This window comes from Azospirillum sp. VT-I1 (assembly GCF_055698305.1).
Genome location: NZ_CP168800.1, coordinates 771403 through 795359 on the forward strand (window position 1 = coordinate 771403; position 23957 = coordinate 795359).

Annotated in this window: 24 protein-coding genes and 1 riboswitch; of the genes, 13 read left to right on the forward strand and 11 right to left on the reverse strand. The window is 68.4% G+C overall.

The genetic code is table 11. The annotated features are described in order from the left end of the window. Nucleotides 1–7: 7 nt before the first annotated feature. Both AB8P05_RS03660 and AB8P05_RS03665 read right to left on the reverse strand, forming a co-directional pair. Nucleotides 8–421, reverse strand: a complete 414-nt coding sequence (locus tag AB8P05_RS03660) for a response regulator (RefSeq protein ID WP_472758845.1) — start codon at nucleotides 419–421, stop codon at nucleotides 8–10. Next, nucleotides 382–2415 (reverse strand): sensor histidine kinase, encoded by a 2034-nt coding sequence (locus AB8P05_RS03665; RefSeq protein WP_472758846.1) that lies wholly within the window; start codon nucleotides 2413–2415, stop codon nucleotides 382–384. Before AB8P05_RS03665 ends, AB8P05_RS03660 begins: the two co-directional genes overlap by 40 nt. Before the next feature lie 354 nt (nucleotides 2416–2769). On the opposite strand from AB8P05_RS03665, the gene murJ reads away from it, so the two are divergent. The 3 genes from murJ to AB8P05_RS03680 all read left to right on the forward strand — a co-directional run bounded on the left by murJ (nucleotide 2770) and on the right by AB8P05_RS03680 (nucleotide 6353). Then, on the forward strand, nucleotides 2770–4404 hold the full coding sequence (gene murJ / locus AB8P05_RS03670; RefSeq protein ID WP_472758847.1) for a murein biosynthesis integral membrane protein MurJ: 1635 nt from the start codon (nucleotides 2770–2772) through the stop codon (nucleotides 4402–4404). Further along, nucleotides 4388–4467: riboswitch (SAM riboswitch) on the forward strand. Its footprint overlaps the gene before it by 17 nt. Before the next feature lie 79 nt (nucleotides 4468–4546). Continuing rightward, on the forward strand, nucleotides 4547–5755 hold the full coding sequence (gene metZ / locus AB8P05_RS03675; RefSeq protein WP_472758848.1) for an O-succinylhomoserine sulfhydrylase: 1209 nt from the start codon (nucleotides 4547–4549) through the stop codon (nucleotides 5753–5755). Nucleotides 5756–5837: 82 nt separating this feature from the next. Further along, nucleotides 5838–6353, forward strand: coding sequence for a phasin family protein (locus tag AB8P05_RS03680; RefSeq protein WP_472758849.1), 516 nt, complete (start codon nucleotides 5838–5840; stop codon nucleotides 6351–6353). 4 nt (nucleotides 6354–6357) lie between these two features. Here the strand turns inward: AB8P05_RS03680 and AB8P05_RS03685 are convergent, their stop codons facing one another. Then, entirely contained in the window at nucleotides 6358–7299 is a 942-nt protein-coding gene (locus AB8P05_RS03685) for a cation diffusion facilitator family transporter (protein WP_472758850.1), read from the reverse strand. 165 nt (nucleotides 7300–7464) lie between these two features. Here AB8P05_RS03685 and AB8P05_RS03690 point away from each other — a divergent pair, with 165 nt between their 5' ends. Together AB8P05_RS03690 and AB8P05_RS03695 are read left to right on the forward strand one after the other, a co-directional pair. Further along, nucleotides 7465–7884: an OsmC family protein gene (locus AB8P05_RS03690; RefSeq protein WP_455171946.1), complete on the forward strand. Its 420-nt coding sequence runs from the start codon at nucleotides 7465–7467 to the stop codon at nucleotides 7882–7884. Nucleotides 7885–7982: 98 nt separating this feature from the next. Continuing rightward, nucleotides 7983–10061 carry a YjbH domain-containing protein gene (locus AB8P05_RS03695; RefSeq protein WP_472758851.1) on the forward strand — a complete coding sequence of 693 codons (2079 nt, stop codon included), beginning with the start codon at nucleotides 7983–7985 and terminating at the stop codon, nucleotides 10059–10061. A 2-nt stretch (nucleotides 10062–10063) separates the two neighbouring features. On the opposite strand, the gene AB8P05_RS03700 is transcribed toward AB8P05_RS03695, so the two are convergent. After that, a complete protein-coding gene (locus tag AB8P05_RS03700; RefSeq protein ID WP_472758852.1) occupies nucleotides 10064–10471 on the reverse strand; it encodes a hypothetical protein in 408 nt (135 codons plus the stop codon). Between the two features lie 341 nt (nucleotides 10472–10812). Here AB8P05_RS03700 and AB8P05_RS03705 point away from each other — a divergent pair, with 341 nt between their 5' ends. Continuing rightward, on the forward strand, nucleotides 10813–10977 hold the full coding sequence (locus AB8P05_RS03705; protein ID WP_042689062.1) for a DUF1328 domain-containing protein: 165 nt from the start codon (nucleotides 10813–10815) through the stop codon (nucleotides 10975–10977). A 293-nt stretch (nucleotides 10978–11270) separates the two neighbouring features. On the opposite strand, the gene AB8P05_RS03710 is transcribed toward AB8P05_RS03705, so the two are convergent. After that, the gene (locus tag AB8P05_RS03710; RefSeq protein ID WP_455171949.1) at nucleotides 11271–12053 is read right to left on the reverse strand and encodes an RNA polymerase sigma factor; all 783 of its coding nucleotides are present in this window, start codon (nucleotides 12051–12053) and stop codon (nucleotides 11271–11273) included. Between the two features lie 676 nt (nucleotides 12054–12729). Between AB8P05_RS03710 and AB8P05_RS03715 the strand changes: the two genes are divergently transcribed. From AB8P05_RS03715 to AB8P05_RS03730, 4 genes are all read left to right on the forward strand, one after another. After that, nucleotides 12730–13647: a transglycosylase SLT domain-containing protein gene (locus AB8P05_RS03715; RefSeq protein WP_472758853.1), complete on the forward strand. Its 918-nt coding sequence runs from the start codon at nucleotides 12730–12732 to the stop codon at nucleotides 13645–13647. A gap of 203 nt (nucleotides 13648–13850) precedes the next feature. Continuing rightward, nucleotides 13851–14186, forward strand: coding sequence for a hypothetical protein (locus AB8P05_RS03720; protein WP_455171951.1), 336 nt, complete (start codon nucleotides 13851–13853; stop codon nucleotides 14184–14186). A gap of 139 nt (nucleotides 14187–14325) precedes the next feature. Continuing rightward, the gene (locus tag AB8P05_RS03725) at nucleotides 14326–14637 is read left to right on the forward strand and encodes a hypothetical protein (protein WP_472758854.1); all 312 of its coding nucleotides are present in this window, start codon (nucleotides 14326–14328) and stop codon (nucleotides 14635–14637) included. Continuing rightward, complete coding sequence (locus tag AB8P05_RS03730) at nucleotides 14634–15479, forward strand: class I SAM-dependent methyltransferase (protein ID WP_455171953.1); 846 nt, start codon at nucleotides 14634–14636, stop codon at nucleotides 15477–15479. The genes AB8P05_RS03725 and AB8P05_RS03730 overlap by 4 nt, the downstream gene beginning before the upstream one ends. A gap of 82 nt (nucleotides 15480–15561) precedes the next feature. Here the strand turns inward: AB8P05_RS03730 and AB8P05_RS03735 are convergent, their stop codons facing one another. Next, nucleotides 15562–15804 carry an Lrp/AsnC ligand binding domain-containing protein gene (locus AB8P05_RS03735; RefSeq protein WP_451974621.1) on the reverse strand — a complete coding sequence of 81 codons (243 nt, stop codon included), beginning with the start codon at nucleotides 15802–15804 and terminating at the stop codon, nucleotides 15562–15564. A 4-nt stretch (nucleotides 15805–15808) separates the two neighbouring features. Continuing rightward, entirely contained in the window at nucleotides 15809–17395 is a 1587-nt protein-coding gene (locus tag AB8P05_RS03740) for a DEAD/DEAH box helicase (RefSeq protein ID WP_472758855.1), read from the reverse strand. Between the two features lie 257 nt (nucleotides 17396–17652). Between AB8P05_RS03740 and AB8P05_RS03745 the strand changes: the two genes are divergently transcribed. Together AB8P05_RS03745 and AB8P05_RS03750 are read left to right on the forward strand one after the other, a co-directional pair. After that, nucleotides 17653–18198, forward strand: a complete 546-nt coding sequence (locus AB8P05_RS03745; protein ID WP_472758856.1) for a hydrolase — start codon at nucleotides 17653–17655, stop codon at nucleotides 18196–18198. 16 nt (nucleotides 18199–18214) lie between these two features. After that, nucleotides 18215–18934, forward strand: a complete 720-nt coding sequence (locus AB8P05_RS03750; RefSeq protein WP_472758857.1) for an alpha/beta fold hydrolase — start codon at nucleotides 18215–18217, stop codon at nucleotides 18932–18934. Nucleotides 18935–18950: 16 nt separating this feature from the next. Here AB8P05_RS03750 and AB8P05_RS03755 read toward each other — a convergent pair whose 3' ends face one another. Then, nucleotides 18951–19505: a hypothetical protein gene (locus tag AB8P05_RS03755; RefSeq protein WP_472758858.1), complete on the reverse strand. Its 555-nt coding sequence runs from the start codon at nucleotides 19503–19505 to the stop codon at nucleotides 18951–18953. Between the two features lie 99 nt (nucleotides 19506–19604). Beyond that, nucleotides 19605–21593: a DNA topoisomerase IV subunit B gene (parE, locus tag AB8P05_RS03760; protein WP_472758859.1), complete on the reverse strand. Its 1989-nt coding sequence runs from the start codon at nucleotides 21591–21593 to the stop codon at nucleotides 19605–19607. Between the two features lie 108 nt (nucleotides 21594–21701). Between parE and AB8P05_RS03765 the strand changes: the two genes are divergently transcribed. Continuing rightward, nucleotides 21702–22097, forward strand: a complete 396-nt coding sequence (locus tag AB8P05_RS03765; protein WP_149221828.1) for an acyl-CoA thioesterase — start codon at nucleotides 21702–21704, stop codon at nucleotides 22095–22097. Nucleotides 22098–22337: 240 nt separating this feature from the next. On the opposite strand, the gene AB8P05_RS03770 is transcribed toward AB8P05_RS03765, so the two are convergent. Both AB8P05_RS03770 and AB8P05_RS03775 read right to left on the reverse strand, forming a co-directional pair. Further along, nucleotides 22338–22772, reverse strand: coding sequence for an ArsC/Spx/MgsR family protein (locus tag AB8P05_RS03770; protein WP_472758860.1), 435 nt, complete (start codon nucleotides 22770–22772; stop codon nucleotides 22338–22340). Nucleotides 22773–22922: 150 nt separating this feature from the next. Then, on the reverse strand, nucleotides 22923–23951 hold the full coding sequence (locus tag AB8P05_RS03775; RefSeq protein ID WP_455171960.1) for an ABC transporter substrate-binding protein: 1029 nt from the start codon (nucleotides 23949–23951) through the stop codon (nucleotides 22923–22925). Between the last annotated feature and the right edge of the window lie 6 nt (nucleotides 23952–23957).

Consider the following 23957-nt stretch of genomic DNA (forward strand, 5'->3'; position numbering starts at 1 on the left):
GCCTTGCCTACGCCACCGTCTGACGTTCGCGCAGCAGCGGCTCCAGCGCCTCGGCGACGGCACGGCGCAGGTCGGCGGCGATCACCGGCTTGTGCATGACGCGGAAATTGCCGGCCTCCGCCTCCTGGGCGCGGGCGGGGGCGGTGTCGCCGGTGACCAGGATGCCCGGCAGGATGCGGCCGAGGGCCAGACGCACCTCGCGGATCGCCTCCGTCCCGGTGCGGCCGTCGCGCAGGCGGTAATCGGCGACGATCAGGTCGGGCGGCGGCCCGCGATGGGCAAGATCCAGCGCCTCGGCGCAGGATTCGGCGGCCAGCACGGTGTAGCCCCATTCGGCCAGCATGGCGCGAAGCCCCTCGCGGACGATCCCGTCGTCTTCGATCACCAGCACCGTGGTCGCGAAGGCCGGACGCGGCGCCAATGCCGGGATCGGCGCCTTGGCGGGGGCGGAGGGGCCAGCGGCACCTCGACCGAGAAGACGGAGCCCTGGCCGGGAGCGGAGCGCACCGTCACCGGATGGCCGAGCATCACCGAAAGCCGCCGCACCACCGCCAGCCCGAGGCCGAGCCCCTGGTCGCGGTTGCGGCTGGCGTTGCCGACCTGCACGAACTCCTGGAAGATGTCGTCCTGCTGGTCGGCCGGGATGCCGATGCCGGTGTCCCACACCTCGATCCGCAGGGTCCCGCCGCGGCGGCGGCAGCCGATCAGGATGCGCCCCCTGTCGGTGTAGCGCAGCGCGTTCTCCACCAGATTCTGCAGGATGCGCCCCAGCAGCATAGGGTCGCTGCGCACATGGGCGCGGGACGGCACGATGTGCAGGATCAGCCCCTTCTGGACGGCGACGGACCGGCTGCTGGCGGCGACGCGGTCCATCACCTCGGACAGGGGGAACACCTCCACCTCCGGCACCACGGCGCCGGCCTCCAGCCGGGAAACGTCGAGCAGGCCGTCCAGCAGCATCTTCAGCGCGCCGAGCGCCCGCTCCATGGTGCCCAGGACGTTGCGGGTCATCCCGTCGGTGACGCGGCTGGACAGCACCTCCATCAGCAGCATCAGCGACTGGACGGGCTGGCGCAGGTCGTGGCTGGCGGCGGCCAGGAACTTCGACTTGGCGACGTTGGCGCGGTCGGCCTCCCGCCGGGCGTCGGTCAGCGCCGCCTGGGCGCGCTTGTGTTCGGAGATGTCGCGGACGGTGGCGATCAGGCTGACCAGCCGGTTGTCGTGGTCGCGCACCGGCGAGGCGCTCAGCTCCAGGCAGCGGAGATCCGCCGGCCCGTCGCCCGCGCGCGGAAGTTCGACCCGCGCGTCGCGGCCGACGACGATGGCGTCGCGCAACGGCTGCAACGCCACCCGGTCGTTCGTCGCCCGTTCCAGCGCGGTGAGGGCGCCGCTGCCCATCAGGCCAGACATCGGCGTGCCCAGCAGCTTTTCCAGCGCCGGATTGACATAGACGATGGGCATGCCGGGTTGGGTCGCGTCGGCGATCATGATGCCGTCGTTGCTCCAGGCCAGCGCGCGGTTGCGGACGCGCAGGGCCCGGTCGGTGTGGCGGCGCCACTGCAACTCGACGATGAAGGCGACGATGAACAGCAGGATCACCACCGTGGTGGCGACCGCCCAGCCGATATAGAGGCGGGCATTGTCGCGCCAGGGACCGAACACCGTCTCCACCGATTCGCCGACGATGGCGATCACCGGATAGTCCGGGGCCGACCGGAAGGCCAGGATGCGTTCCACCCCATCGACCGGGCTGATCATGCGGAGATGGCCGATGGGGTTCTGTTTGACCGCCTGCCAAAGCTCGGTGTTGGCGGTGCCGCGGCCGGACACGGAACTGGAGCTGGCATTGCGGGCGATGATGACGCCGTCGGCGCGCAGAAGCGCCGCTGCACCGTCCATGGGAAGTCCCAGCACCCGGTAGTAGCGGACGAAGGATTCGACCGGAATGTCGGCCACCGCGATGCCTGCGAAGGTGCCGTCGCCGTTCTCCAGCCGGCGCGACACCGGGATCAGGACATCCTGCGTCTCCGACGACGCATAGGGCATGCCGATCACCAGCCCGCGCGGAGCGCTGTCGCGGGCGATGCTGAATTCGTCGCGGTCGGCGACGCTGCCCTGGAAGGTCGCCCGCCCCCCGCCCATGGTCAGCAGCCCGGCCGAGTCATAGACGCGCACCCCCACCACCAGCCCTTCCTCGAAGGCACGGCGGGTGTCCAGGCGCATGGTCCGGTTCCGCTCGGTGTTGGCGATCAGGTCCAGCAGCAGGTCGTCGACGCGGCGGAAGGTGGAGATCGCATGTTCTTCCACCAGCCGGGCGACGACGGCGGTCTTTTCATGGACCGTGAGGTCCAGCAGCTGCTCCTCCCGGTGCAGCCGGTCGAGCAGAATCCACCAAAGGGCGGCTATCGCGAGCACGACCGCCAGGGCGGGCAGGACCAGGCGCCCGCCGAAACCGGAAAAAGCCAGAGCGCCCGCTTCACGTATACCCCGAACGCAGTGGATCGTCCGCCGGCCGCGTCCATCGGCAAAAGGCGGACGGCGGCGGCAGGCGGACGCAAGCATGCCGCAACGCAGGTGCGGACGCAACGACGTTACCGGGAAGGTGGCAGCGCAACAAAGTTGCTCCACCCATGCGAACCATTCGCGGCCACGGCGCACCTCATACTCTCTCCGGCTATGCGATCCGGCACGCCCGCCGGCCGGTTGCGTGGGGTCTGCCCGCCGAAATGCCTGCTTTGCTGCGCTCCTGCCGGCGGCTATACCGCGGCGATGAGCTTTGCCCGCGCCATCGCCACCGTCGGCGGCCTGACCCTGCTGAGCCGGCTGGCCGGATTCGCACGCGACATTTTGACCGCCGCCGTACTTGGCGCCGGTCCGGTCGCCGATGCCTTCTTCGTCGCGCTGAAGCTGCCCAACCTGTTCCGCCGTATGTTCGCGGAAGGTGCCTTCGGCGTCGCCTTCGTCCCCCTGTTCGCCGCGGAACTGCAGACCCGCGGCCGCACGGCCGCCATCCGCTTCGCGGAAGAAGCGCTGGCGATGCTGCTGGCGATGCTGCTGCCCTTCACGCTGGCGGCCGTCGTCGCCATGCCCTTGCTGATGCACGGCCTCGCCCCCGGCTTCTCCGACGAGCCAGCCAAGTTCGCCCTGGCGGTGGACATGGCCCGGCTGACCTTCCCCTATCTGGCGCTGATCTCCCTGGTCGCGCTGCTGGGCGGGGTGTTGAACGCGCTGGACCGCTTCGGCCCCTTCGCCGCAGCACCCATCGCCTTCAACCTGACGCTGGTCGCCGCCCTGCTGGTCGCGCCGCGGCTGGGGCTGGAGCCCGGCATCGCCATGGCGGCGGCTGTCACCCTGTCGGGTGTTGTGCAGGTGGCGTGGATGGCCTGGGCCTGCCGAAATGCCGGCGTGACGCTGCGCCTGCGGCCGCCCAGGATGACGGAGGGCATGCGGCGGCTGTTCCGGCTGATCGGGCCGGGCGCCATCGGGGCAGGCGTCATGCAGATCAACCTGTTCCTGAACATCGTGCTCGCCTCGCTTCTGCCGTCAGGCGCGGTGTCGTTCCTCTATTATGCCGACCGGCTGAACCAGATGCCGCTGGGCGTCATCGGCATCGCCATCGGCACCGCCCTGCTGCCGGTGCTGGCCCGCCACGCCGCTGCCGGCGACGAGGGCATGGTGCGCCATTACCTGAGCCGCGCACTGGAGTTCAGCCTGCTGCTCGGCCTGCCGGCAGCGGTCGCGCTGGGAGTGGCGGGGGCGCCGATGGTGTCGGTCCTGTTCCAGCGCGGCGCCTTCGGCCCGGAGGAGGCGCATGCCACCTCCATGGCGCTCGCCGCCTATGCCCTCGGCATCCCGGCTTATGTGATCGTGAAGTCGCTGAACGCCGCCTTCTTCGCCCGCCACGACACGGTGACGCCGGTGCGCGTCGCGGTCATCGTGACCGTCGCGACCGCCGCGCTGGCGCTGGCGCTGATGCCGTGGCTGGAGCATGTCGGCATCGCGCTCGCCACCGGGCTCACGGCATGGCTGGATGTCGGGCTGCTGGTGGCGGCGATGCGCAGGCGCGGCCTGTTCGACCTGGATGACCGGCTGAAGCGCCGCGCCCCGCGCATCGCCATGGCGGCGGCGGGCATGGGAGCGGCGCTGGCGCTGGGCGGCGGGTTGCTGGCCCCCTGGCTGGAGGCACCGTCCACCGCGGTGCGCTTCGCCGCGCTGGCCCTGCTGGTCTGCGGCGGTGCCGCCGCCTTCGCGGCGCTGGCGGTGGCGCTGGGCGGGGCGAGCCTGGGGGATGTGAAGGGGATGCTGTCGAAATCCCTGCTCCCGCAGAGGAGAGAGGAGGATGATGCAGGGCTACCCCACTTGACGGCGGTCATAGGCAGTCGTACAAGCGAGCCCACGTGGTGATTTGGTCGACCGGCTTGCGGGCCACGTAAAACAACCCGCTAAAAAGGTCCGAGCCGCGTCCGCGCCTCGACCCGATCGGTCGGGGCTTTTTCGTTTGCGGCCGGCCCTGCCCCACCGGCGATCATCAGGGGAGAGTGGCGGAATGTCGCGCACCGATCATCGCAATCCGAACGTCGCGGGGCTGCGCCCGCGGTCAAAGCTGGTTCATGGCGGCATCCGCCGCTCGCAGTTCGACGAGACCTGCGAGGCGCTGTACCAGACCTCCGGCTTCGTCTACGGCTCGGCGGAGGAGGCGGAGCACGCCTTCGCCAACGACGGCTCGCGCCATGTCTATTCGCGCTTCCGCAACCCGACCTCGGCAATGTTCGAGGACCGGCTGGCCGAATATGAAGGGGCTGAGTGGGCCTATGCGACCTCCAGCGGCATGGCGGCGGTGCATGGCGCGCTGATGAGCGGGCTGCGCACCGGCGACCGGGTGGTGGCGCCGCGTTCCCTCTTCATCTCCTGCTACTGGATCGTCAAGGAGCTGTGCAGCCGCTTCGGCATCGAATCGGTGTTCGTCGACGGCACCAATCTGGCGGAGTGGGAAGAGGCGCTGTCCAAGCCGACCAAGGCGGTCTTCCTGGAAACCCCGTCGAACCCCGGCCTGGAGGTCGTCGATCTGGAGGCGGTCTGCAAGCTGGCCCACCAGGCGGGCGCGGTGGTCGTCGCCGACAACGCCTTCGCCACGCCGGTGCTGCAGCGCCCGTTCGAATTCGGCGCCGACGTCGTCATCTATTCCGCGACCAAGCACATCGACGGCCAGGGCCGCTGTCTGGGCGGCGTCATCCTGGCCAAGGACAGGAAGTACGGCGCGGACGTCATCCATCCCTTCCTGCGCCACACCGGCCCGACCATCTCCCCCTTCAATTCCTGGCTGCTGCTGAAGGGCATGGAGACGCTGGAGCTGCGCGTGCACGCCCAGTCGTCGGCGGCGCTGCAGGTGGCGGAGTTCCTGGAAAGCCACCCGAAGGTCGCCCAGGTGCTGTACCCGCTGCTGCCCAGCCACCCGCAATATGATCTGGTGCGCAAGCAGATGACCGGCGGCGGCAACATGCTATCGGTCTTCCTGAAGGGCGGCAAGACCGAGGCGTTCAATGCGCTGAACGGCCTGCGGATGGTGATGATCTCCAACAATCTCGGCGATTCGAAGAGCCTCATCACCCACCCCGCCACCACCACCCATTCCAAGCTGACCGACGAGGAGAAGGTCGCCGCCCGGATCGAACCCGGCCTGCTGCGCCTGTCCGTTGGTCTCGAGGATCCGCAGGACATCATCGAAGATCTCGACCGCGCGCTCGCCGAGGCGTAAAGATCGTGCCGGAACTTATGCTGCAGTGCAGCGTTGACGCTGAAGCTGTGGTTCCGGCAACGATTTGAGAGAGGCGACGCCCATGTCACGAAAGAACGCCGGCAATGGCCACCCCACCGACCGGCTCATGGCGGTGGCGGGCCAGCTCACCAAGACCGGCCTTCGCAGCAGCGAAATGGGCGTCGCGGCGGCACAGACCATCGGCTACCGCACGGCGATGATGGCGGCGGCGATGTCGAATCCCATCGACTTCGCCAACCCGGAATTCATCCGCATGGGCTCCGAAAAGGTCGAGGCGATGGTGGAGGCCTTCCACGCCGTCGCCACCGGTATCAGCGAGTTCGGACAGGCCTGGTTCACCATGGTGACGAAGCAGACCCAGGCGGCTGCCGTGACCATCGGCGGTCTTGCCGCCTGCAAAAACCCGGTGGAGATCGTCGACGTCCAGCAACGCTTGCTGGCGGACGCCGTCGATGCCGGCATCCACGCCAACCTGCACCTGATCGAGACGACGGCCGCGCTGGCTGCCGCGGGCATCAACCCCGCCTACCGCACGGTCCGGGCCAACGCCCGCCGTCTCGCCCGCGAGCAGGCCTGACCCCTCACACCACGTCAGCCGGAGCCAGACGGCAACAGCTGCCGTCATGCTCCACCTGAATGGTGGCGTGGCCGATGCCGAAGCGGTCCTTCAGCACGGTGGCGACCTCCAGCAGCAGTGCGTCGTCCTGGCTAATGCCGGGACGAACGAGATGGGCGGTCAGCGCCGTTTCGGTCGTGCTGATCGGCCAGATGTGCAGGTCGTGCACGGCGACGACGCCCGGCAGTCCGGCCAGATAGCGCTCCACGCCCGCCCGGTCGATGCCGTCGGGCACCGCGTTCATCGCCAGCCGCACCGAATCGCGCAGCAGTCCCCAGGTGCCGGCGACGATCACCAGCGCGATGACGATGCTGGTCACGGGATCGAGCCAGAACCAGCCGGTGAAGCGGATCGCCAGCGCCGCCATCACGACGCCGGCCGACACCGCCGCGTCGGCCACCATGTGCAGATAGGCGCCGCGCAGGTTGATGTCCTGCTTCTGCCCGCCGATGAACAGCCAGGCGGTCCAGCTGTTGATGACGATGCCGATCATCGCCACCACCATCACGGTGGTTTCCGCCACCGGTTCCGGCTGCACCAGCCGGGTCGCCGCCTCCAGCAGGATGGCGCCGACGGCGATCAGCAGGATCATCGCGTTCAGCAGCGACGCCAGGATCGAGGCGTTGCCGAATCCGTAGGTGTAGCGCCCCTTCGGCAACCGCCGCCCCAGCCACACCGCCCCCCAGGCCAGCAGAAGCCCCATCACGTCGCTGAGGTTATGACCGGCGTCGGCCAGCAGTGCCGTGGAGTTGGCGAGCAGACCATAGACCGCCTCCACCACCACGAAGCCGATGTTCAGCAACGCGCCCAGCGCGAAGGAGCGGTCATAGCGTGCGGGGGCGTGATGATGGCCGCCATGGGTGTGGGAGCCATGGGTATGGCCGCCGTGGGTGTGTCCATGCGGCATGGTGGAAAACCTCGTCGGAAGGAACATTGCAGCGCACGCAACTCTGGGCCCGCGGCCGCGGGAGGACAAGGCCCGTGCGGCGGCGGACCGCCCTCTTGCGCCGATCCGCCATGGCGCCTAGCTTCGCGCGGTCACTCGCATCAACCGTGAACGAAGGAACTGGTCATGAAGGCGCGCGTCACCTGGGTGGACGGCAAGATGTTCGTCGGCGAATCCGGCAGCGGCCATGCCGTGGTGATGGACGGTGCGCCCGAATCCGGCGGCCGCAACGCCGGCATCCGCCCGATGGAGATGCTGCTGATCGGCATGGGCGGCTGCACCTGCTTCGACGTCGTGATGATCCTGGAGAAGGGCCGCCAGCAGATCACCGATTGCGTCGCGGCCATCGAGGCCGAGCGGGCGGAGACCGACCCGAAGGTCTTCACCAAGATCCACGTCCATTTCACGGTCACTGGCCGCAAGCTGGACCCGGCCAAGGTGGAACGCGCCATCGCGCTGTCGGCGGAAAAATACTGCTCCGCCTCCATCATGCTGGGCCAGACCGCGACCATCACCCACGACTTCGAAGTGGTCGAGGCGCCGTAAGGACGCTCCCCGGCGGCTTCCGCCGCCTTTTTCAGTTGCATCCATACGCATGAAAAGCGAAGGATCGGATAGACCGTCCGCTCCTTCGCGATCATCGCGTGCGCATCACCATATTCCTTATCCTTATCGCAGCCTTCCCTGCCCTTGCAGACGATTCGCGATCCAGCCTGTCCGACTGGGGTGGGGTCGGGCTTTTGCAGATGCCGAACGCGCGGATGGCCCCCGACGGGTCGATGAGCGGCGGACTGACCGCTCTCGGCGATCTGCACCGTCACTATGCGATCTCCGCGCAGCCACTGCCCTGGCTGGAGGTGACGGCGCGCAACAGCGCCTATCCCGGCTATTACGGCCTCAGCGAACCCGGCCTGGACCTGAAGCTCCGTCTGCGGCGGGAGGACGAACATGGGCCGGCGCTGGTCGTCGGCGGGCGGGACGTCACCGGATCGGGGCTGGACCTGCCGGGCAAGGGGCGCTTCGCCGGTGAATACATCGCCCTGTCGCGCCGCTGGTGGGACGTGGACCTGACGGTCGGCATGGGATGGGGAACGCTTGGCGAGGCAGGGCATCTGCGCAACCCGCTGCGCTTCCTCGGCGGCCGGTTCCGGCACGACCGCGACCCGTCGGCATGGCCGACCAGCCGCGGACCGGGAGCATGGTTCAGCGGCGAGCGGGTGGCCCTGTTCGGCGGGGCGGAATGGCACATGCCGGCCGTGGGACCGCTGGACGGGCTGAGCCTGAAGCTGGAATCGTCCGGCGACCGGTTCCGGGCGCAACGGCAGGACGAGCCCGGCTTCGTTCCCGGCAGCCGCTACAGCCTCGGCCTGTCCTGGCGGCCGGCATCCTGGGCCGATCTGGGTGCCGCCTACGAGCAGGGACGGCGGTTGATGCTGCGCCTGTCCGTCCGCTTCGATCCGGCCGTGGACGGCGACCGCTTCGAAGGTCCGCCGCCGACAGTCGGACCGAGACCGTCCGAAGGGGCTGCGCTGTCGGCCGAGGCCATCGCGCTGGTCGCCCGCAGCCGCGGCCTGCCCGTCCGGTCGGTCAGCCTCGACGGCGACATGGCGACCCTGTGGCTCGACCCGGCCGGCGGCGGGCGGCTGCCGCCGGCCCGCGAGGTGGGGGACGCGGCGCGGCTGCTCGCCGATCTGGCTCCGCCGCAGGTGGAGAGGCTGCGCGTGGTCACCGGTGCCGCCGGGATCGCGTCGGCAGCCACCACCCTGCTGCGCCGCGACCTGGAGCGTGCCGCCCGTCACCGCGGCAGCCCGGAGGAGATCTGGCGCACCACCGTCATCGGACCGGCCGACGGCCCGCCGCCGGACTGGCGTCCGCGGCTCGACCTGTCGACCCGGCTGGTCGCGACCTTCGATCTGGCGGAACTCGGGACCACGCTCGCCCAGCGCACCCACACCGACGTGATGCTGCGCGGCGAGCCTCTGCGCGGGCTGGTGCTGGGCGGGGGCTTGCGCATCGACGCCGGCAGCGAACTGGAACTGCTCGACACCAACGCCCTGCCCGCCGCCCATCCGGTGCGCAGCGACCTGCCGCGCTATGTGGACCGTCCGCTGTCGCTCGACCATGCCTATGCGGCGTGGCTCGCCACTCCGGCGGAGGGGGTGACCACCCGGCTGTCGCTGGGGCAGTTGGAGGAGATGTATGGCGGCATCGGAGCGGAAGCGCTGTACCAGCCGCTGGCCGCCCGCTGGGCCGTCGGCCTCGACCTCAACCGGGTGTGGAAGCGGCGTCCGGACAGCCTGTTCGGCATCGACCGCGGCGATGCGCGCGGCACCGGCCATGCCAGCCTCTATTGGGAGGCGCCGGGGGCGGGCACCACGACCGCCCTGCGGCTCGGGCGCTATCTGGGCGGCGACTGGGGCGGAACGGTGGAGGTGATGCGGCGGTTCGACGGCGGCATCGGCCTGACCGCCCACGCCACCTGGACCGAGGGGCCGGACGGTGCCCAGAGCCGGTTCGGCGGACGGATGGATTGGGGGCTGGCGCTGGTGGTGCCGATCGGCGCTTCGGGCTGGCTACCGGTCGGCGGCAGCGTGGAGACGGCGGTCCGCACCCTGGGCCGCGATGCCGGGCAGCGCCTGCGGCAGCCGCTGCCGCTCTACGACCTGCGGGTGCCGGGAGGCTACGGGCGCCTCGCCGGCACATGGTCCCGCCTGTTGAACTGAGGTCAGCGGACAGGCGCGGCGGTGGGGGTCGTGGTGGCGGGGGTCGTGGTGGCGGCGTGCGGGTCGAGGACCACGGTCGTCCATTGACCCTGCCGGTCCATGGCGCTGGCGACGTAGCGGTCGCCATCCTTGCGGAAATCGCGCACCGACACATAGCCGGCGGCGCTGAGCTGGTTCAGCAGCGTGGTCTGCTGCAGTTCGACGGGCTTCTGTCCGGGAACGCGGCGGCCGGCCATGTCGGAGGACGCACCCGCGGAGCTTCCCATACCGGAGCCACCCATGCCGGTCGAGGTCGAGCGGTCGGAGCCGGTGCTGCCGGAATAGGTGCTTGAATAGGTGTACTGCGCCATGGCGGCCGGTGCCGCCGCGAGCGTGACGGCGAAGGCCGCCAGCCAGAGCCTGCTCTTCATCTTTCCCTCTCCTGCGGATGGTCGCCGGAGGTCGAACCGCCGGCCGTCAGGGGAAGGAAACGCCCGAGACCGCCCGTTGTTGCATAAATGCCAGACCTTCGCGGTCCCGCCATGCACGTATACTCCGGCCGATACAGGAGCCGGGAACATCGTGCCCACGGCATTGTTCTGATCTTCGAATGCCGCCGCACCGGCTGTGCTTACCGTCACCTTGGCCCGTCTTTCCGCAGAGGAAGACAACGGGGGGCGGAGACGACGGGACGGCGGGTGCGGCCACGACTTGTCTCATGCGCGACGCCCGAAGTCCTTTCCGGATCTTCGGCCGAGCGAGGGAGGGTATGATGCTCTATTGGGCTCTTGTTTTCTTCGTCATCGCGCTGATTGCCGGCGCGCTCGGGTTCGGTGGGATCGCGTCGGCCAGTTCCGGCATCGCGCAGATCCTGTTCTTCCTGTTCCTGGTGCTGTTCGCCATCAGCCTGATCATGGGTCTGGTGCGGCGACGGTAGACCGCGGCACAGGCCGGGCGATCGGCCGACGGTCTTCCCGCCGCGGGATGGAACCATCGGCGGATCGCCCGGTTGATTGCGGCATCTCCCGATGCTGCAGCACTCTCTCTCCCCCGGAAGTGACGTCAGGGCCGGCGAGCCCGGATGGTGCTTCTATTGTCCCCGCCTTCGGCGGCGTCTCCCCCAAGACGCCGCCGTTCTTTTGGAAAGCCCGGACTTTTCCGGAGCCGGACATGGAAACGGGGCGCCCGGCAACCGGACACCCCGCTTTTTCCAACCAGCCTTCCGAAGGATCAGGCGTCGGCGTCCTCCCCCGGGTCGCGGCCCTCCATCAGCAGGCGGAGCGCACGGCGCCCGCGCGACAGGCGCGACTTCACGGTCCCGATCGAGATGCCGAGAATGTCGGCCGCCTCGTTGTAGGAAATCCCTTCCAGGCCGATCAGCAGCACGACCTCGCGCTGTTCGTTCGGCAGCAGGGCCAGCGCGCGGCGCAGGTCGCGAAGCTCCATCCGCACGAACTGCGATCCCGGCGCCGCGCCGATGGCGGCCTGCGCCTCGGCATCGATATCGACGACGGGCTGGCGGCGGCGGACGCCGTTGATGTGCAGGTTGCGCAGGATGGTGAACAGCCAGGCGCGCAGGTTGGTGCCGGGGCGCCACAGATGCAGCCGCGACAGCGCGCGCTCCAGGCATTCCTGGACCAGATCGTCGGCCAGCGTGGCGTCGCGCACCATGGCGCGCGCGAAACGGCGCAGGCGCGGGATTTCCTCTTCGATCTGGCGGATCACCGCCGGGTCGGGCGGGGCATTGGGATCGGGACGGAACTCGTCGTCGGCGGGAGTGTCGGCGGCTGGATCGCTCCCGGCTTCGGCCTCGATGGCCTCCGCATGAACGTTCAAATGGGTCTCCGTCTGGGCCGCGGCATCCTGCGCGCCGTCGGTGGGGGTCTGGTCACTATAGGTCGGCTTGCGGTCCGAACGGGTCCGGCCGACGGCCTCGGCGACGAAGACAGCAGGCTCGACCGGGGCCGGGCCGCGCATTCGGTGGCTCAAGGTGGTCGCGACGTGGTTCGCCATCGGTGAAACGATGCCTCCTTCAATGCCGTTCGCCACGGCCGCGCCTGCCGCTTTCGCGGCTTGCCGACACAGCCGGGGCCTCCGGCGCGACGGCCCCGGACGAGGAGTGCTTCCTTCGTCCGGGGCCGTCGAATTTGCAGCCGATTATCTGGCCCGATCCCTACGTAATGAGCGTACAAACGGGCTGCCAGTTGGGAAAAAGGCTAGTGGGTCATACAATCGGGCCAGATTACCCCTAGAGTACCCCGTGTATCCCGCGAAGGTCACCGTTCGGGCATTGGCTTAAAATTTGGTCTTTCGTTATCTCTCCAACACGATTGGAGGACGCATGACCAACATGAAAAGAAAAAGACCGACCGAAACACGTCGATCGGTCTATGAATTTTTTATTGGTGGCGCCACATCAAGCACTTCCGGCGATGTATTGACAGGCCGCCAACCTTCCGTTTCGTGTTATGCCGCCAGCTCTGCCAGTCGGTGCAGCAGGCGCTGCGGCGTCCTCCCTGTGAGTTCTGACCTCGACCTTTCGATGGTCTCAAACGGCTTCAAGAAAATCATACAGGGGGGTCCGGTGGAACACCACACGAACCTTTGCGGTACACCGTCCGCGCTGACCGTTTCCGCAACCCTTCAGCGTACCCGCCGGCACATCGCTAGCCGTGCGCGCATCGGTGCCGTGGCCGCGGCCCTGATGCTGCCGGGCATGCTGGCGGCGGTTCCCGCCCAGGCCGGCATCGCGGAGAAGACCGTCGCGGCGCTGGAAGCCCTCGCCAGCAAGGGCAGCGTCCGGGCCCAGTATGAACTGGCACAGCATTACGAACGGGGCAGCGGGGTGAAGGTCGACCCGCGGCTTGCGCTATCGCTCTATTGCCGGGCGGCGCGTCAGGATTATGCCGACGCGGCGCTGATGGCCGGGCGGATGCACATGGCCGGAGTCGGCGGCGTCACGAAGGATGCCGATCTGGGCCGGGCCTGGCTGAGGAAGGCCGCGGCGTTGGGCAGCGAGCAGGCCGAACGGCTGGTCGGCAGCCCGAGCGGCAGCGTGAAGACGCCCGACCGCTGCGAGCCGCCCAACCTGCGCTGGGGCGTCATCCGCAAGCCGCCCGCCGAGATCCGCGCCATGGTGCAGAAGATGGCGCCGACCTACGGCCTCGACCCCGACCTCGTCCTGGCGGTCATCGCGGTGGAGTCCGGCTACCGCATCGACGTGGTGTCGAACAAGAACGCCCAGGGGCTGATGCAGTTGATCCCGGAAACGGCGGAGCGCTTCGGCGTCACCAACCCGTTCGACGCGGAACAGAACCTGCGCGGCGGCATGAAGTATCTGCGCTGGCTGCTGGCCTATTTCGACGGCAATGTCACCCACGCGCTGGCCGGCTACAACGCCGGCGAAGGGGCGGTCCTGCAGTACAAGGGCATCCCGCCCTACCGCGAGACCCAGGATTACGTGGTCAAGATCCGCAGCATCTACGCGCAGACCTATCATCCCTTCAACCGCGGAATCGTGCAGTCCGCCGGTCTGGTCAGCACAGCGCGAGAAGAGGTCGCCGAGCTGTCGCTTTCGACCAGGACGCGCAGCAGCGGAAAACGCTGAGAACGCAAGATTGCGACTCGGAAAAATGCGACTCGGGCGACTCGGGGCGCGTTTGGTTAACACTTTGGTTATAAAGTGACGATTACCCTCGGGGAACGACGGATTTCGCAAGCGCTGGCGCCCTGGAAAGGACGCCATCCCGCGTCACCCGCCAGCGTCTCACCCGCAACGTTTCATCCGAACGTTTCCCGAGGACCTGCCCGATGCCCATGGCCGCCGACGTCGACACCATCGAACGCACCTCCATCGTCGCCTATACGCTGCTGAACGAGCTTCATGACGTCCTGGCCCTGCCCAAGGCTCCGGACGACGTCACGCTGGGCATCCTGATGGGCATGGCCATGTTCCTCGACGACAAGGTCGGCCCGATGCGGGCCAAGCGCCTGATGGGCGAGGCGCCGACCATCGTGCTGAAGACGGACGCCCACGTCACCGCCGACCAGACCCAGCGCATCCTGCCGGTCCTGCGCGCCTTCGGCGACCACCTGAAGGAAGTGCGCATGAAGGCGGAGCGTCCGGTGAGCGGCACCGTCGGCTGACCGCCGCCTTCCTTTGAACAGAGTTTTGCCCCGATGGACCCGGTGCCGCAGACGGCGCCGGGTTTTCGGCATTTGCGCGGCGGTCACGGATTGTCGGGCAGCTTGACCAATCGGTGAAATGGGCGGAAGCTTGCCGCCCATGGACTGGTTCACGGGGATCAGCATCGTCGCCATCGCGGCCGGCGTGACCATCAGCCTTGTCGTGCTGCTGGCCGTCGGATCGATCCGCCGCAGCCTGAACGAGGCGTCGGTGCGCCAGTCCCAGCAAATCCGCAAGCTGACGGAGACGGTGGCGACGCTGTCGGCGCAGCATCAGGCGGCGCAGACCCGCATCCAGCAACTGACCGACGCCAACCGCAAGATGTCCGACGAGCTGACCGCTCTCGGCGAGCGGCTGAGCGATGCCGACACGGTCCAGCGCGTGGCCGGCACGGCGAGGCTTCTTCATTGACCGCGACACCGCTTTCCGACTCCGCAAGCCCCGATGCCACCCGCGAGCGCGACCGCTGGGCCGCCAGCGCCGACGCCTGGGACCGCTGGGCCGATCCGATGGCCGATCTGGCCGACAAGCTGAACCGCCCGCTGCTGGACGCCGCCGGACTGGCGGAGGGGGAGCGGCTGCTCGACCTTGCGTCGGGGGCGGGGGAGCCGGCGCTGAGCGCCGCACGCCGCGCCGGGCCGGGCGGGCTGGTGGTCGGCAGCGATCTCGTTCCCGGCATGATGGCCGGCGCGGTCCGCCGCGCCCGCGGCATCGACGGGCCGGCGCCCGCCTTCACCGCGGCGGACATGACCGCCCTGCCCTTCGCCGACGGCGCCTTCGACCGCGTGACCTGCCGCTTCGGGATCATGTTCGTACCGGCGGTGGACGCCGCCCTGCGCGAGGTCCGGCGCGTGCTTCGCCCCGGCGGCAAGGCCGCCTTCATGGTGTGGGGACCGCGCGCCGGCAACGGGCTGTTCGCCGAGATCGGCGACGTCGTGGCCGACCATTTGGGCGAGGACGGCAGCCTCGACCCGCTGTTCCGCTTCGCCGGGCCGGGACTGCTCGCCGACGCGATGCGGGCCGCGGGATTCGGCGAGACCGCGGAGACCGACCTGACCCCGGTCCGCAAGGCCCCGGCCGGCCAGCCCTTCTGGCGCGCCGCCCTCGACATGAGCTTCGGCCACCGGTTGGGCGGCCTGGACGCCGAACGGCGCGGCGCGCTGGAGGCCGATATCGCGCGGCGCTTCGATGCACAGGCGGTGGACGGGATCGTGCCGGTGCCGTCGCATGCCCGCATCGTCGTGGGATGGTAAAGGCCGAATTCCGGCCAATCATCTCCGAAAAGCAGAAAGGCCGGGCAAACGCCCGGCCTTTCCGTTGTCGAACCAGCAATGCTTAGGCGAACGCCTTGTACGCGATCAGGGTGAAGGTGTCGCGCACCCCCGGCAGGGTCTGAACATGCTCGGTCACGAAGCGGCCGATGTCGTCGTCCTGCTTCAGATAGCACTTCATCAGCAGATCGTACTGGCCGGAGATGGAATGCACCTCCGACACCTGTTCGATCAGCTGCACGGCCTGATCGGCGACCCCATAAGCCTTGCCGAGATCGCATTTGACCATGACGAAGATGGTCTGCACGGGCTCAGCCCTCCTGCGACGAGTCGGTCGAGGTTTCGGCGGACGGACGCGGACGGGCGGAGCGCAGCATGAAGGCCGGCATATGGTCGCCGAAACCGATCACCGGCACATCGTCGTCGTCATCGTCACGGCGGCGGCGGCGGTCGCGGTCACGATCGCGGCGCGGGTCGTTGCCGCGGCGCGCCTCGGCGGCGGCCAGCGATTCGCGGGGCTGACGCTCCTCGCGCACCGGACGGTCGTCTCGGGCAGACCGTTCCTCACGAACGGGGCGCTCTTCACGGGCGGGGCGCTCCTCGCGAACGGGACGTTCCTCACGGGCGGCACGCTCTTCGCGGGGCGCGCGTTCCTCACGCGGGGCGCGGTCTTCACGGCCGCCACGGGGCGGACGGGCTTCCGACTTGGCGGTACGGCCACCACGGCCACGACCACGCCCGCGGGAGCTGCTGTCTTCCTCGCCGAACTCGGCCGTCTCCAGGCCGTCGATGGCGATCATGGGGATCTCCCGCTTGATGAGGCGCGTGATGGCGCCGACCAGTTTCGTGTCGTCGGGCGTCGCCAGCATGAAGGCGCGGCCCTTGTTGCCCGCGCGGCCGGTGCGGCCGATGCGGTGGACGTAATCGTCGGGGGTCAGCGGCACGTCGAAATTGAAGACGTGGCTGAGGCCCTGCACGTCGATACCACGCGCAGCGACGTCGGAGCAGACCAGCAGGGTGATCTCGCCCTGCTTGAAGCGCTCCAGCGTCTCGGTCCGCTTGGACTGCACCATGTCGCCATGCAGCGCGCCGGCGTTGAAGCCGTGGCGCTCCAGCGACTTCTGCAGCACGGCGATGTCGCGCTTGCGGTTGCAGAAGATGAAGGCGTTCTTGACGTCCTCGGTCTGCAGCAGATGGCGCAGCGCCTTGCGCTTGTCCATCTCGTGCACCAGGACCATGGCCTGCGTCACCGTCTCCGCCGGCGAGGCGGGCGGGGCGACGCTGATCTCCATGGGATCGCTGAGGAAGGCGTCGGCCAGGCGGCGGATCTCCGGCGGCATGGTGGCCGAGAAGAACAGGGTCTGGCGGCTTTTCGGAAGCTTGCTGACGATGCGCTCGATGTCCGGGATGAAGCCCATGTCGAGCATGCGGTCGGCTTCGTCGATGACGAAGACCTTGATGTCGTTCAGCATGATGTTGCCGCGCTCGAACAGGTCGATCAGACGACCCGGAGTCGCGATCAGTACATCCACGCCGCGGTCGAGCTTCTTCACCTGTTCGGTGAAGGTCTCTCCGCCGATCAGCAGCGCCATGCTGAGCTTGTGGTGCTTGCCGTAGGTCTCGAAGCTTTCCGCCACCTGGGCGGCCAACTCGCGCGTCGGCTCCAGGATCAGGGACCGCGGCATCCGCGCCCGGGCACGGCCCGACGCCAGGATGTCGATCATGGGCAAGGTGAAGCTCGCCGTCTTGCCGGTGCCCGTCTGCGCGCAGCCCAGCACGTCGCGGCGTTGCAGGACACAGGGAATTGCCTGTTCCTGAATGGGCGTCGGTTGGGTGTAACCCTTGTCCTCGATGGCGCGCAGGACGTCAGGGCCAAGCCCAAGTTCCGAAAAAAGCATCCAACCTGTTTCTGTTCTGGAGTGCGCAAATCGAGCGATCATCGCCCGATGCCTGGATGAGGCCGAAGAATAGGAAGTCAAAGCGCCATGTCAATAGATCCGATGTTCCGATACCGAAAATAGGCGCGAAAACACGCCGCGTTGGCGAAATCGACGCCCTGCGCTAGGCTGTCCGACGGCATTGCCGCGAGTCGCGGCCATTGCCGGCGCCCTGAACAGGGACGCCAAGCCCCAAATGGAACGGTCGAGTGCATTTGATGATTCTTCGTGCCCAGGAATCGGTGCTGGTGGTGGTCGACGTCCAGGAACGCCTGCTGCCGGCCATCCACGAATCCGACCGCGTCGTCCGGCATGCTGGGATGCTGCTGAAGGCCGCGGCCGCCCTGTCCGTCCCGGTGCTGGTGACGGAGCAATATCCCCGCGGCCTCGGGCCGACGGTGGAGGCGGTGCGCGCCGACCTGCCGCCCGGCACCCCGGTGATCGAGAAGATCACCTTCGGCTGCACCGGCGAACCGGCCTTCAACGCCGCGATCGATGAGCTGAAGCGTCCGCAGATCGTGCTGTGCGGGATGGAGGCGCATGTCTGCGTGATGCAGACGGCGCTGGGGCTGCGCCAGCAGGGCCATGCGGTCTATCTGGTCGCCGACGCCGTGTCCTCCCGCACGCCCACCAACCACGCCGCCGCGCTGGAGCGGATGCGCGCCGCCGGCGTCACCATCGTCACCACCGAGATGGTGCTGTTCGAATGGATGGAACGGGCCGGCACGCCGGTCTTCAAGGTCGTCAGCGCCCTGGTCAAGTGAGCGCGGGAGAAGCCCCATGCCGAACGGTCGTCCGCCTGAACGCCCCACCCTGATCCTGCTGCCCGGCATGCCGCTGGACGCGGCGCTGTGGGACCATCAGGTCCGCCATCTCGCCGACGTCGCCGACCCGCGGGTGGTCGAGCTGGCGGACTGCGACTCCATCGCCGCCATGGCCGACAAGGTGCTGGCGACGGCACCAGGGCGGTTCGCTGTGGCCGGCCTGTCGATGGGCGGCTATGTCGCCCTGGAAATCCTGCGCCGGTCGCCGGAGCGGGTGGACAGGCTGGCATTGCTCGACACCAACGCCCGCCCCGACACGGCCGAGGCCACAGCCACCCGGCGCGAGGCGGTGGCGCTCGCCCGCCAGGGGCGGTACGGGCAGGTGATCCGTGCCGCCCTGCCCCGCCTGATCCACCCCGGCCGCATGGCCGACGAAGCCTTCGTCCGGTCGGTGCTGGCCCAGATGGAGCGGGTGGGCGTCGACGGCTATGCCCGCGAGCAGGAGGCGATCATCAACCGTCCGGACAGCCGGCCCGGCCTCGCCGCCGTCCGCTGCCCGACCCTGGTGATCTGCGGGCGCCAGGACGCGCTGACCCCGCCCGCCCTGCACGAGGAGATGGCGGAGGGCATCCCCGGCGCCCGGCTGGTGCTGATCGAGGATTGCGGGCATCTGGCGGCGATGGAGCAGCCGCAGGCGGTGACGGCCCTGATGCGCGACTGGCTGCTGCGGGACTGACGGCTCCCCGCCTCCCTCAGCAGTCGATGGCGCCGCAGAACAGGTCTGCCCGCCGGCTGGGGAACAGGGTGAAGGTCATATCGCTGATCAGGCTGCGGAAATCGGGATCGTCCGGCCCCTGCGGCCGGTCGAGCCAGCCGGTCGCCGAGGTCAGCGCTCCGCCGGAGCGGCAGAACGCCCCCTGGACGACGATGGGACCGCCCGGCGGCGACGTCGGGATCGGCCCGTCGGTGCAGAGCGACGAGTTCAGCATGTTCTCCGCGACGTTGAAGGCCAGAACCACCTTGTAGTCGCGCCGCGCCGTTTCGTTCGGCGTGGTGGTGAGGTTGGTCTTCACCCCGGACACGCGGTTCTGCATGTGGGGCAGGACCTTCTCCGCGAAGCGTTCCGGCGGCAGGCCGAAGGGGTTGCCATGCAGCACCACCCGCAGGTCGCGGTTCCCCGCCGCATAGGAGACCTCGCTGCGCGTGTAGGCGGGGGCCGGTTCGCTCGCCACCACCCGCTCGTTGGAGCAGGCGGCGAGGACCAAGGCGCCCAGCACAAGGGCGGCGAGCGGCGGGAGCATGCGCATGATCGGATCGTCCGTTGGGATTCCTGCCTCCGATATGGGAAGCGGCGGTCGGCATGGCGAGTGGTGCTCCCAATCGCGCTCGCCAGCCGCCCATTGAACCTACACGTCGATGTCGTCCGCCTTCACGAACTTCGCATTGTCCTGGATGAAGCGGAAGCGAAGCTCCGCCTTCTTGCCCATCAGCTCCTCGACCAGGGAGCGGGTGCGCTCGAACTCCGGCTTTTCCTCCGGATCGGCGGCGTTGGGCACCACCACGCGCAGCAGCGAGCGCTTGGACGGGTCCATCGTCGTGTCGCGCAGCTGGGCCGGCATCATCTCGCCCAGGCCCTTGAAGCGGCTGATGTCAGGCTTCTTGCCCTTGAACATCTTCGACAGCAGCTCGTCCTTGTGGGCGTCGTCGCGGGCGTAGACCTGCTTGTTGCCGTGGCTGAGGCGGTAGAGCGGCGGCAGGGCGAGATACAGGTGGCCCTCCTGGATCAGGCCCGGCATCTCGCGGTAGAAGAAGGTCATCAGCAGCGAGGCGATGTGGGCGCCGTCGACGTCGGCGTCCGTCATGATGATGACCCGCTCGTAGCGCAGCTTGTCGGTCGAGAAGTCCTTGCCGACGCCGCAGCCCAGCGCCTGCACCAGATCGTTCAGCTCCTGGTTGGCCTTCATCTTGTCGACCGAAGCGCTGGCGACGTTCAGGATCTTGCCGCGCAGCGGCAGGATAGCCTGGGTCTCGCGCTGGCGCGCCTGCTTGGCCGAGCCGCCGGCCGAGTCGCCCTCCACCAGGAACAGCTCGGTGCCTTCCGGGGAGTTGCGCGAGCAGTCCGCCAGCTTGCCAGGCAGGCGCAGGCGGCGGGTGGCCGACTTGCGCGTCATCTCCTTGGACTGCTTGCGACGGGCCCGCTCCTCCGCCTTCTCGATCAGGCGTTCGAGCAGGGCGTTGGCGCTCTGCGGATCGCCGGACAGCCAATGGTCGAAATGGTCCTTCACCGCGGTCTCGACGAGGCGCTGCGCCTCCGCCGTCACCAGCTTTTCCTTGGTCTGGCCCTGGAAATGCGGTTCGCGGATGAAGACCGACAGCAGGATGCAGGCGTCGCCCATCACGTCGTCGGCGGTCACCTGTCCGGCGCGCTTGTTGTTGGTCAACTCGCCATAGGCCTTCAGGCCGCGAGTCAGGGCGGTGCGCAGGCCGGCCTCGTGCGTGCCACCCAGCGGGGTCGGCACGGTGTTGCAGTAGGTGTGCGAGAAGCCTTCGTCGTCGTCGGGCCACGCCACCGCCCACTCCACCCGGCCCTGGCTGTTGGGAAAGTCGAGCGCGCCGGCGAAGGGCGACGGGGTCAGCGTCTTGCGGTCCTTCAGCGCGGCGGTCAGGTAGTCCTGAAGCCCACCGGGGAAATGCAGGGTCTCCGACGCAGGCGTGGTGGCGTCGACCGACAGCAGCGATGGGTCGCAGCTCCAGCGGATTTCCACGCCGCGGTAGAGATAGGCCTTGGAGCGCGCCAGCCGGTACAGCCGGTGCGGTTCGAAATGGGCGGTCTCGCCGAAGATCTCCGCATCCGCATGGAAACGGATGGTGGTGCCGCGGCGGTTGACGTTGCCGCGGTGGGCCAGCGGCCCCTGCGGCAGGCCGCGGCTGTATTCCTGGACGTAGAGCTGCTTTTCGCGGGCGATCTCGACGGTCAGGCGGTCCGACAGGGCGTTCACCACCGACAGGCCGACGCCGTGCAGACCGCCCGAGGTCTGGTAGACCTTGTTGGAGAATTTGCCGCCGGAGTGCAGCGTGGTCATGATGACCTCCAGCGCCGACTTGCCCGGGTATTTCGGGTGGTCGTCGATGGGGATGCCGCGCCCGTTGTCGCGCACCATCACCGTGCCGTCGGCGGCCAGTTCCAGGTCGATGCGGCTGGCATGGCCGGCCACCGCCTCGTCCATGGCGTTGTCCAGCACCTCCGCCACCAGATGGTGGAGCGCACGGTCGTCGGTGCCGCCGATATACATGCCCGGCCGGCGCCGGACAGGCTCCAGCCCCTCCAGAACCTCGATATCCTGGGCGGAGTAGCTGTCGGCCTTGGGGGCCGTGTTCTCGAAAAGATCGCTCATGACGGGATGATAGGAATTTCGTCAGGGGTGCGCAAGCGCATCCTGTGCCGTTTATAGTGCGGTGCCACAAGCTTTTGTGCAGGAAATTTTCGTGACGCCGGAGGAAGCATGAGCGCAGCCCACGCATACGACTTCGACAATGGCCCTGCCCTGCGGGCCATCGCGATGCCGGCGGACACCAATCCGAACGGCGACATCTTCGGCGGCTGGCTGCTGGCGCAGATGGATCTGGCCGGCGGCACGGTGGCGGTGCGGCGCAGCCATGGCCGCGTCGCCACCGTCGGCATCGAGGCGATGACCTTCCACAAGCCGGTCTTCGTCGGCGACGAGGTCAGCTGCTTCGCCCGGATCGAGAAGGTCGGCCGCACCTCGCTGCGCGTCCGCATCGAGACCTGGGTGCGACGCGAACGCTCCGGCTCCGACCCGATCAAGGTGACGGAGGGCGTGTTCACCTACGTCGCCATCGGCGAGGACCGCAAGCCGCGCGAAGTGCCGCCGGAGTGAGGTTCGTCTGGTCCGGGGCGGTGGTTGGAATGCCAAGCCGCATCGTCGCGGACAAGCTGAAACACGGATTACACGGATTTTGACACGGATTACACGGATCGGGTTGTTTCCGCAGAGCGCACCCGCGGGTACGGAAAGCGCTGCGCTGCACAGTTCCGTGAAATCCGGCTCCAATCCGTGTAATCCGTGTCGATTCTTGTCGGCGCTTGCCGCAAGTCGCGGTCAGGCAGTTGCCTGTCCTTACGCCGCCGGCGCCTTGACGAAATGCTGGTGGCCGTGGTCGCACTGGCCGCGGGCGTGCTTGTCGTCGCAGCTCTCGCCGGAGGTCAGGCCGATCCAGCCATGCAGCGTGGTCGGATCGAAGCCGGCCTCGCGGCGGTCGCCGGACTGGATCAGCGGACGGCGGATCAACTCGCGGTCGGCCAGCATGGCGGACAGCGCGGCGGCCTCGTCGAGCGCATCGGGATTGACCGCGCCCGACTTCACGGCGGCGGCGCGGCGGTTGAACCAGGCATCGACGTCCTTGTCGCCGAAGAAGGCCCGGAGGTCGGCCGCCGTCAGGTCGGCGGTGGCAAGGTCGCGTTCGACCAGCGTGTGGCCGGCGGCGACCAGCTGCTGTTTCTGCTTGGCGTTCGCCGGGCAACCGGCCAGTCCGTAGAAAATCACCTCGGCCATGGGGCACTCCGCTGTCGGGTGGACGGTCGAGATCGGGGAGCAATCAGGACCGATTTCGTCCAGTCTAACGGCGGTGCAGCATGAAAAAGGGCGCGACGGAATGTCGCGCCCACATTTTTTCTATGGGTATTCGGGATGGGCCGGCAAGGCTCACTTCTGCAGGCGCTTCAGCGCATCCTCGACATACTGGTTGGTGTAGGTCCTGGACAGGTCGATGCTGGCCGACGCCACCGCAGGGTCGAAGGCCTTCAGCACCTTCAGCGCGGCATCGGCGCCGTCCTGGGTGAAGCGGCCGTCCGGCGAATAGGTCGGCTTGGAATGCTCGAAGGCCTGGGCGTAGAGCGATTTGTTGCCCAGGAAATACTCCTCCGGCAGGACCTTCAGCACGTCGTCGGTGCTGGCCTTGTTCAGCCACAGCATGGTGCGGACGAAGACGTCGGTCAGCGCCTGCGTGGTCTTCGGGTTCTCCTTGATGAAGTCGGGCTTCATGTAGAGCACCGCGGCGGGATAGGGACCGCCATAGACGTCCATGGTGCCCTTTTCCGTCCGGGTGTCGAGCAGGACGGTGATGTCGCCGTCGGCCTGGGCCTGGCTGATGACCGGGTCCAGGTTGACGATGGCGTCGATCTCCCCGCGCTTGATCGCCGCGATGGCGCTGGGGCCGCCGCCGACGCCGATGACCGAGGCATCCTCCGGCTTCATGCCCATGGAGGTCAGCACATAGTTCAGCATGAAGTTGGTGGAGGAGCCGGGGGCGGTCACGCCGACCTTCTTGCCCTTCAGATCCTGCACCGACTTGACGGCGCCGGACTTGTTGACCGCGGCCAGCACGATGCCGGGATAGCGGCCGAGCTGGGCCACCGCGACGATGGGCTGGCCCTTGGCCTGCATCTGGATGGTGTGGTCGTAGGCGCCGGTGACGACGTCGGCCGAGCCGCCGACCAGGGCCTGCAGGCTCTTGGCCCCGCCGCCGAAGTCGCTGATCTCGACGGTCAGACCGGCTTCCTTGAAGTATCCCAGCCGTTCCGCCAGCGTCAGCGGCAGGTAATAGAGCAGCGGCTTGCCACCGACCGCTATCTTGATGTCGGTCTTCTCAAGCTTCTGCTGGGCTGCCGCCAGTCCGGCGGTTCCGAGAGTCAGGGCGACCGCGGCGGCCGCGATCAGCGATTTGAGCGTCATCGTTTT

What these genes read in the sequence shown, in the direction of transcription:
- murJ (WP_472758847.1), top strand. Translation starts at nt 2,770, where the DNA reads ATGAGCTTTGCCCGCGCCATCGCCACCGTCGGCGGCCTGACCCTGCTG.
- metZ (WP_472758848.1), top strand. Translation starts at nt 4,547, where the DNA reads ATGTCGCGCACCGATCATCGCAATCCGAACGTCGCGGGGCTGCGCCCG.
- AB8P05_RS03680 (WP_472758849.1), top strand. Translation starts at nt 5,838, where the DNA reads ATGTCACGAAAGAACGCCGGCAATGGCCACCCCACCGACCGGCTCATG.
- AB8P05_RS03685 (WP_472758850.1), bottom strand. Translation starts at nt 7,299, where the DNA reads ATGCCGCATGGACACACCCACGGCGGCCATACCCATGGCTCCCACACC.
- AB8P05_RS03690 (WP_455171946.1), top strand. Translation starts at nt 7,465, where the DNA reads ATGAAGGCGCGCGTCACCTGGGTGGACGGCAAGATGTTCGTCGGCGAA.
- AB8P05_RS03700 (WP_472758852.1), bottom strand. Translation starts at nt 10,471, where the DNA reads ATGAAGAGCAGGCTCTGGCTGGCGGCCTTCGCCGTCACGCTCGCGGCG.
- AB8P05_RS03705 (WP_042689062.1), top strand. Translation starts at nt 10,813, where the DNA reads ATGCTCTATTGGGCTCTTGTTTTCTTCGTCATCGCGCTGATTGCCGGC.
- AB8P05_RS03710 (WP_455171949.1), bottom strand. Translation starts at nt 12,053, where the DNA reads ATGGCGAACCACGTCGCGACCACCTTGAGCCACCGAATGCGCGGCCCG.
- AB8P05_RS03720 (WP_455171951.1), top strand. Translation starts at nt 13,851, where the DNA reads ATGCCCATGGCCGCCGACGTCGACACCATCGAACGCACCTCCATCGTC.
- AB8P05_RS03725 (WP_472758854.1), top strand. Translation starts at nt 14,326, where the DNA reads ATGGACTGGTTCACGGGGATCAGCATCGTCGCCATCGCGGCCGGCGTG.
- AB8P05_RS03740 (WP_472758855.1), bottom strand. Translation starts at nt 17,395, where the DNA reads ATGCTTTTTTCGGAACTTGGGCTTGGCCCTGACGTCCTGCGCGCCATC.
- AB8P05_RS03745 (WP_472758856.1), top strand. Translation starts at nt 17,653, where the DNA reads ATGATTCTTCGTGCCCAGGAATCGGTGCTGGTGGTGGTCGACGTCCAG.
- AB8P05_RS03750 (WP_472758857.1), top strand. Translation starts at nt 18,215, where the DNA reads ATGCCGAACGGTCGTCCGCCTGAACGCCCCACCCTGATCCTGCTGCCC.
- AB8P05_RS03755 (WP_472758858.1), bottom strand. Translation starts at nt 19,505, where the DNA reads ATGCGCATGCTCCCGCCGCTCGCCGCCCTTGTGCTGGGCGCCTTGGTC.
- parE (WP_472758859.1), bottom strand. Translation starts at nt 21,593, where the DNA reads ATGAGCGATCTTTTCGAGAACACGGCCCCCAAGGCCGACAGCTACTCC.
- AB8P05_RS03765 (WP_149221828.1), top strand. Translation starts at nt 21,702, where the DNA reads ATGAGCGCAGCCCACGCATACGACTTCGACAATGGCCCTGCCCTGCGG.
- AB8P05_RS03770 (WP_472758860.1), bottom strand. Translation starts at nt 22,772, where the DNA reads ATGGCCGAGGTGATTTTCTACGGACTGGCCGGTTGCCCGGCGAACGCC.
- AB8P05_RS03775 (WP_455171960.1), bottom strand. Translation starts at nt 23,951, where the DNA reads ATGACGCTCAAATCGCTGATCGCGGCCGCCGCGGTCGCCCTGACTCTC.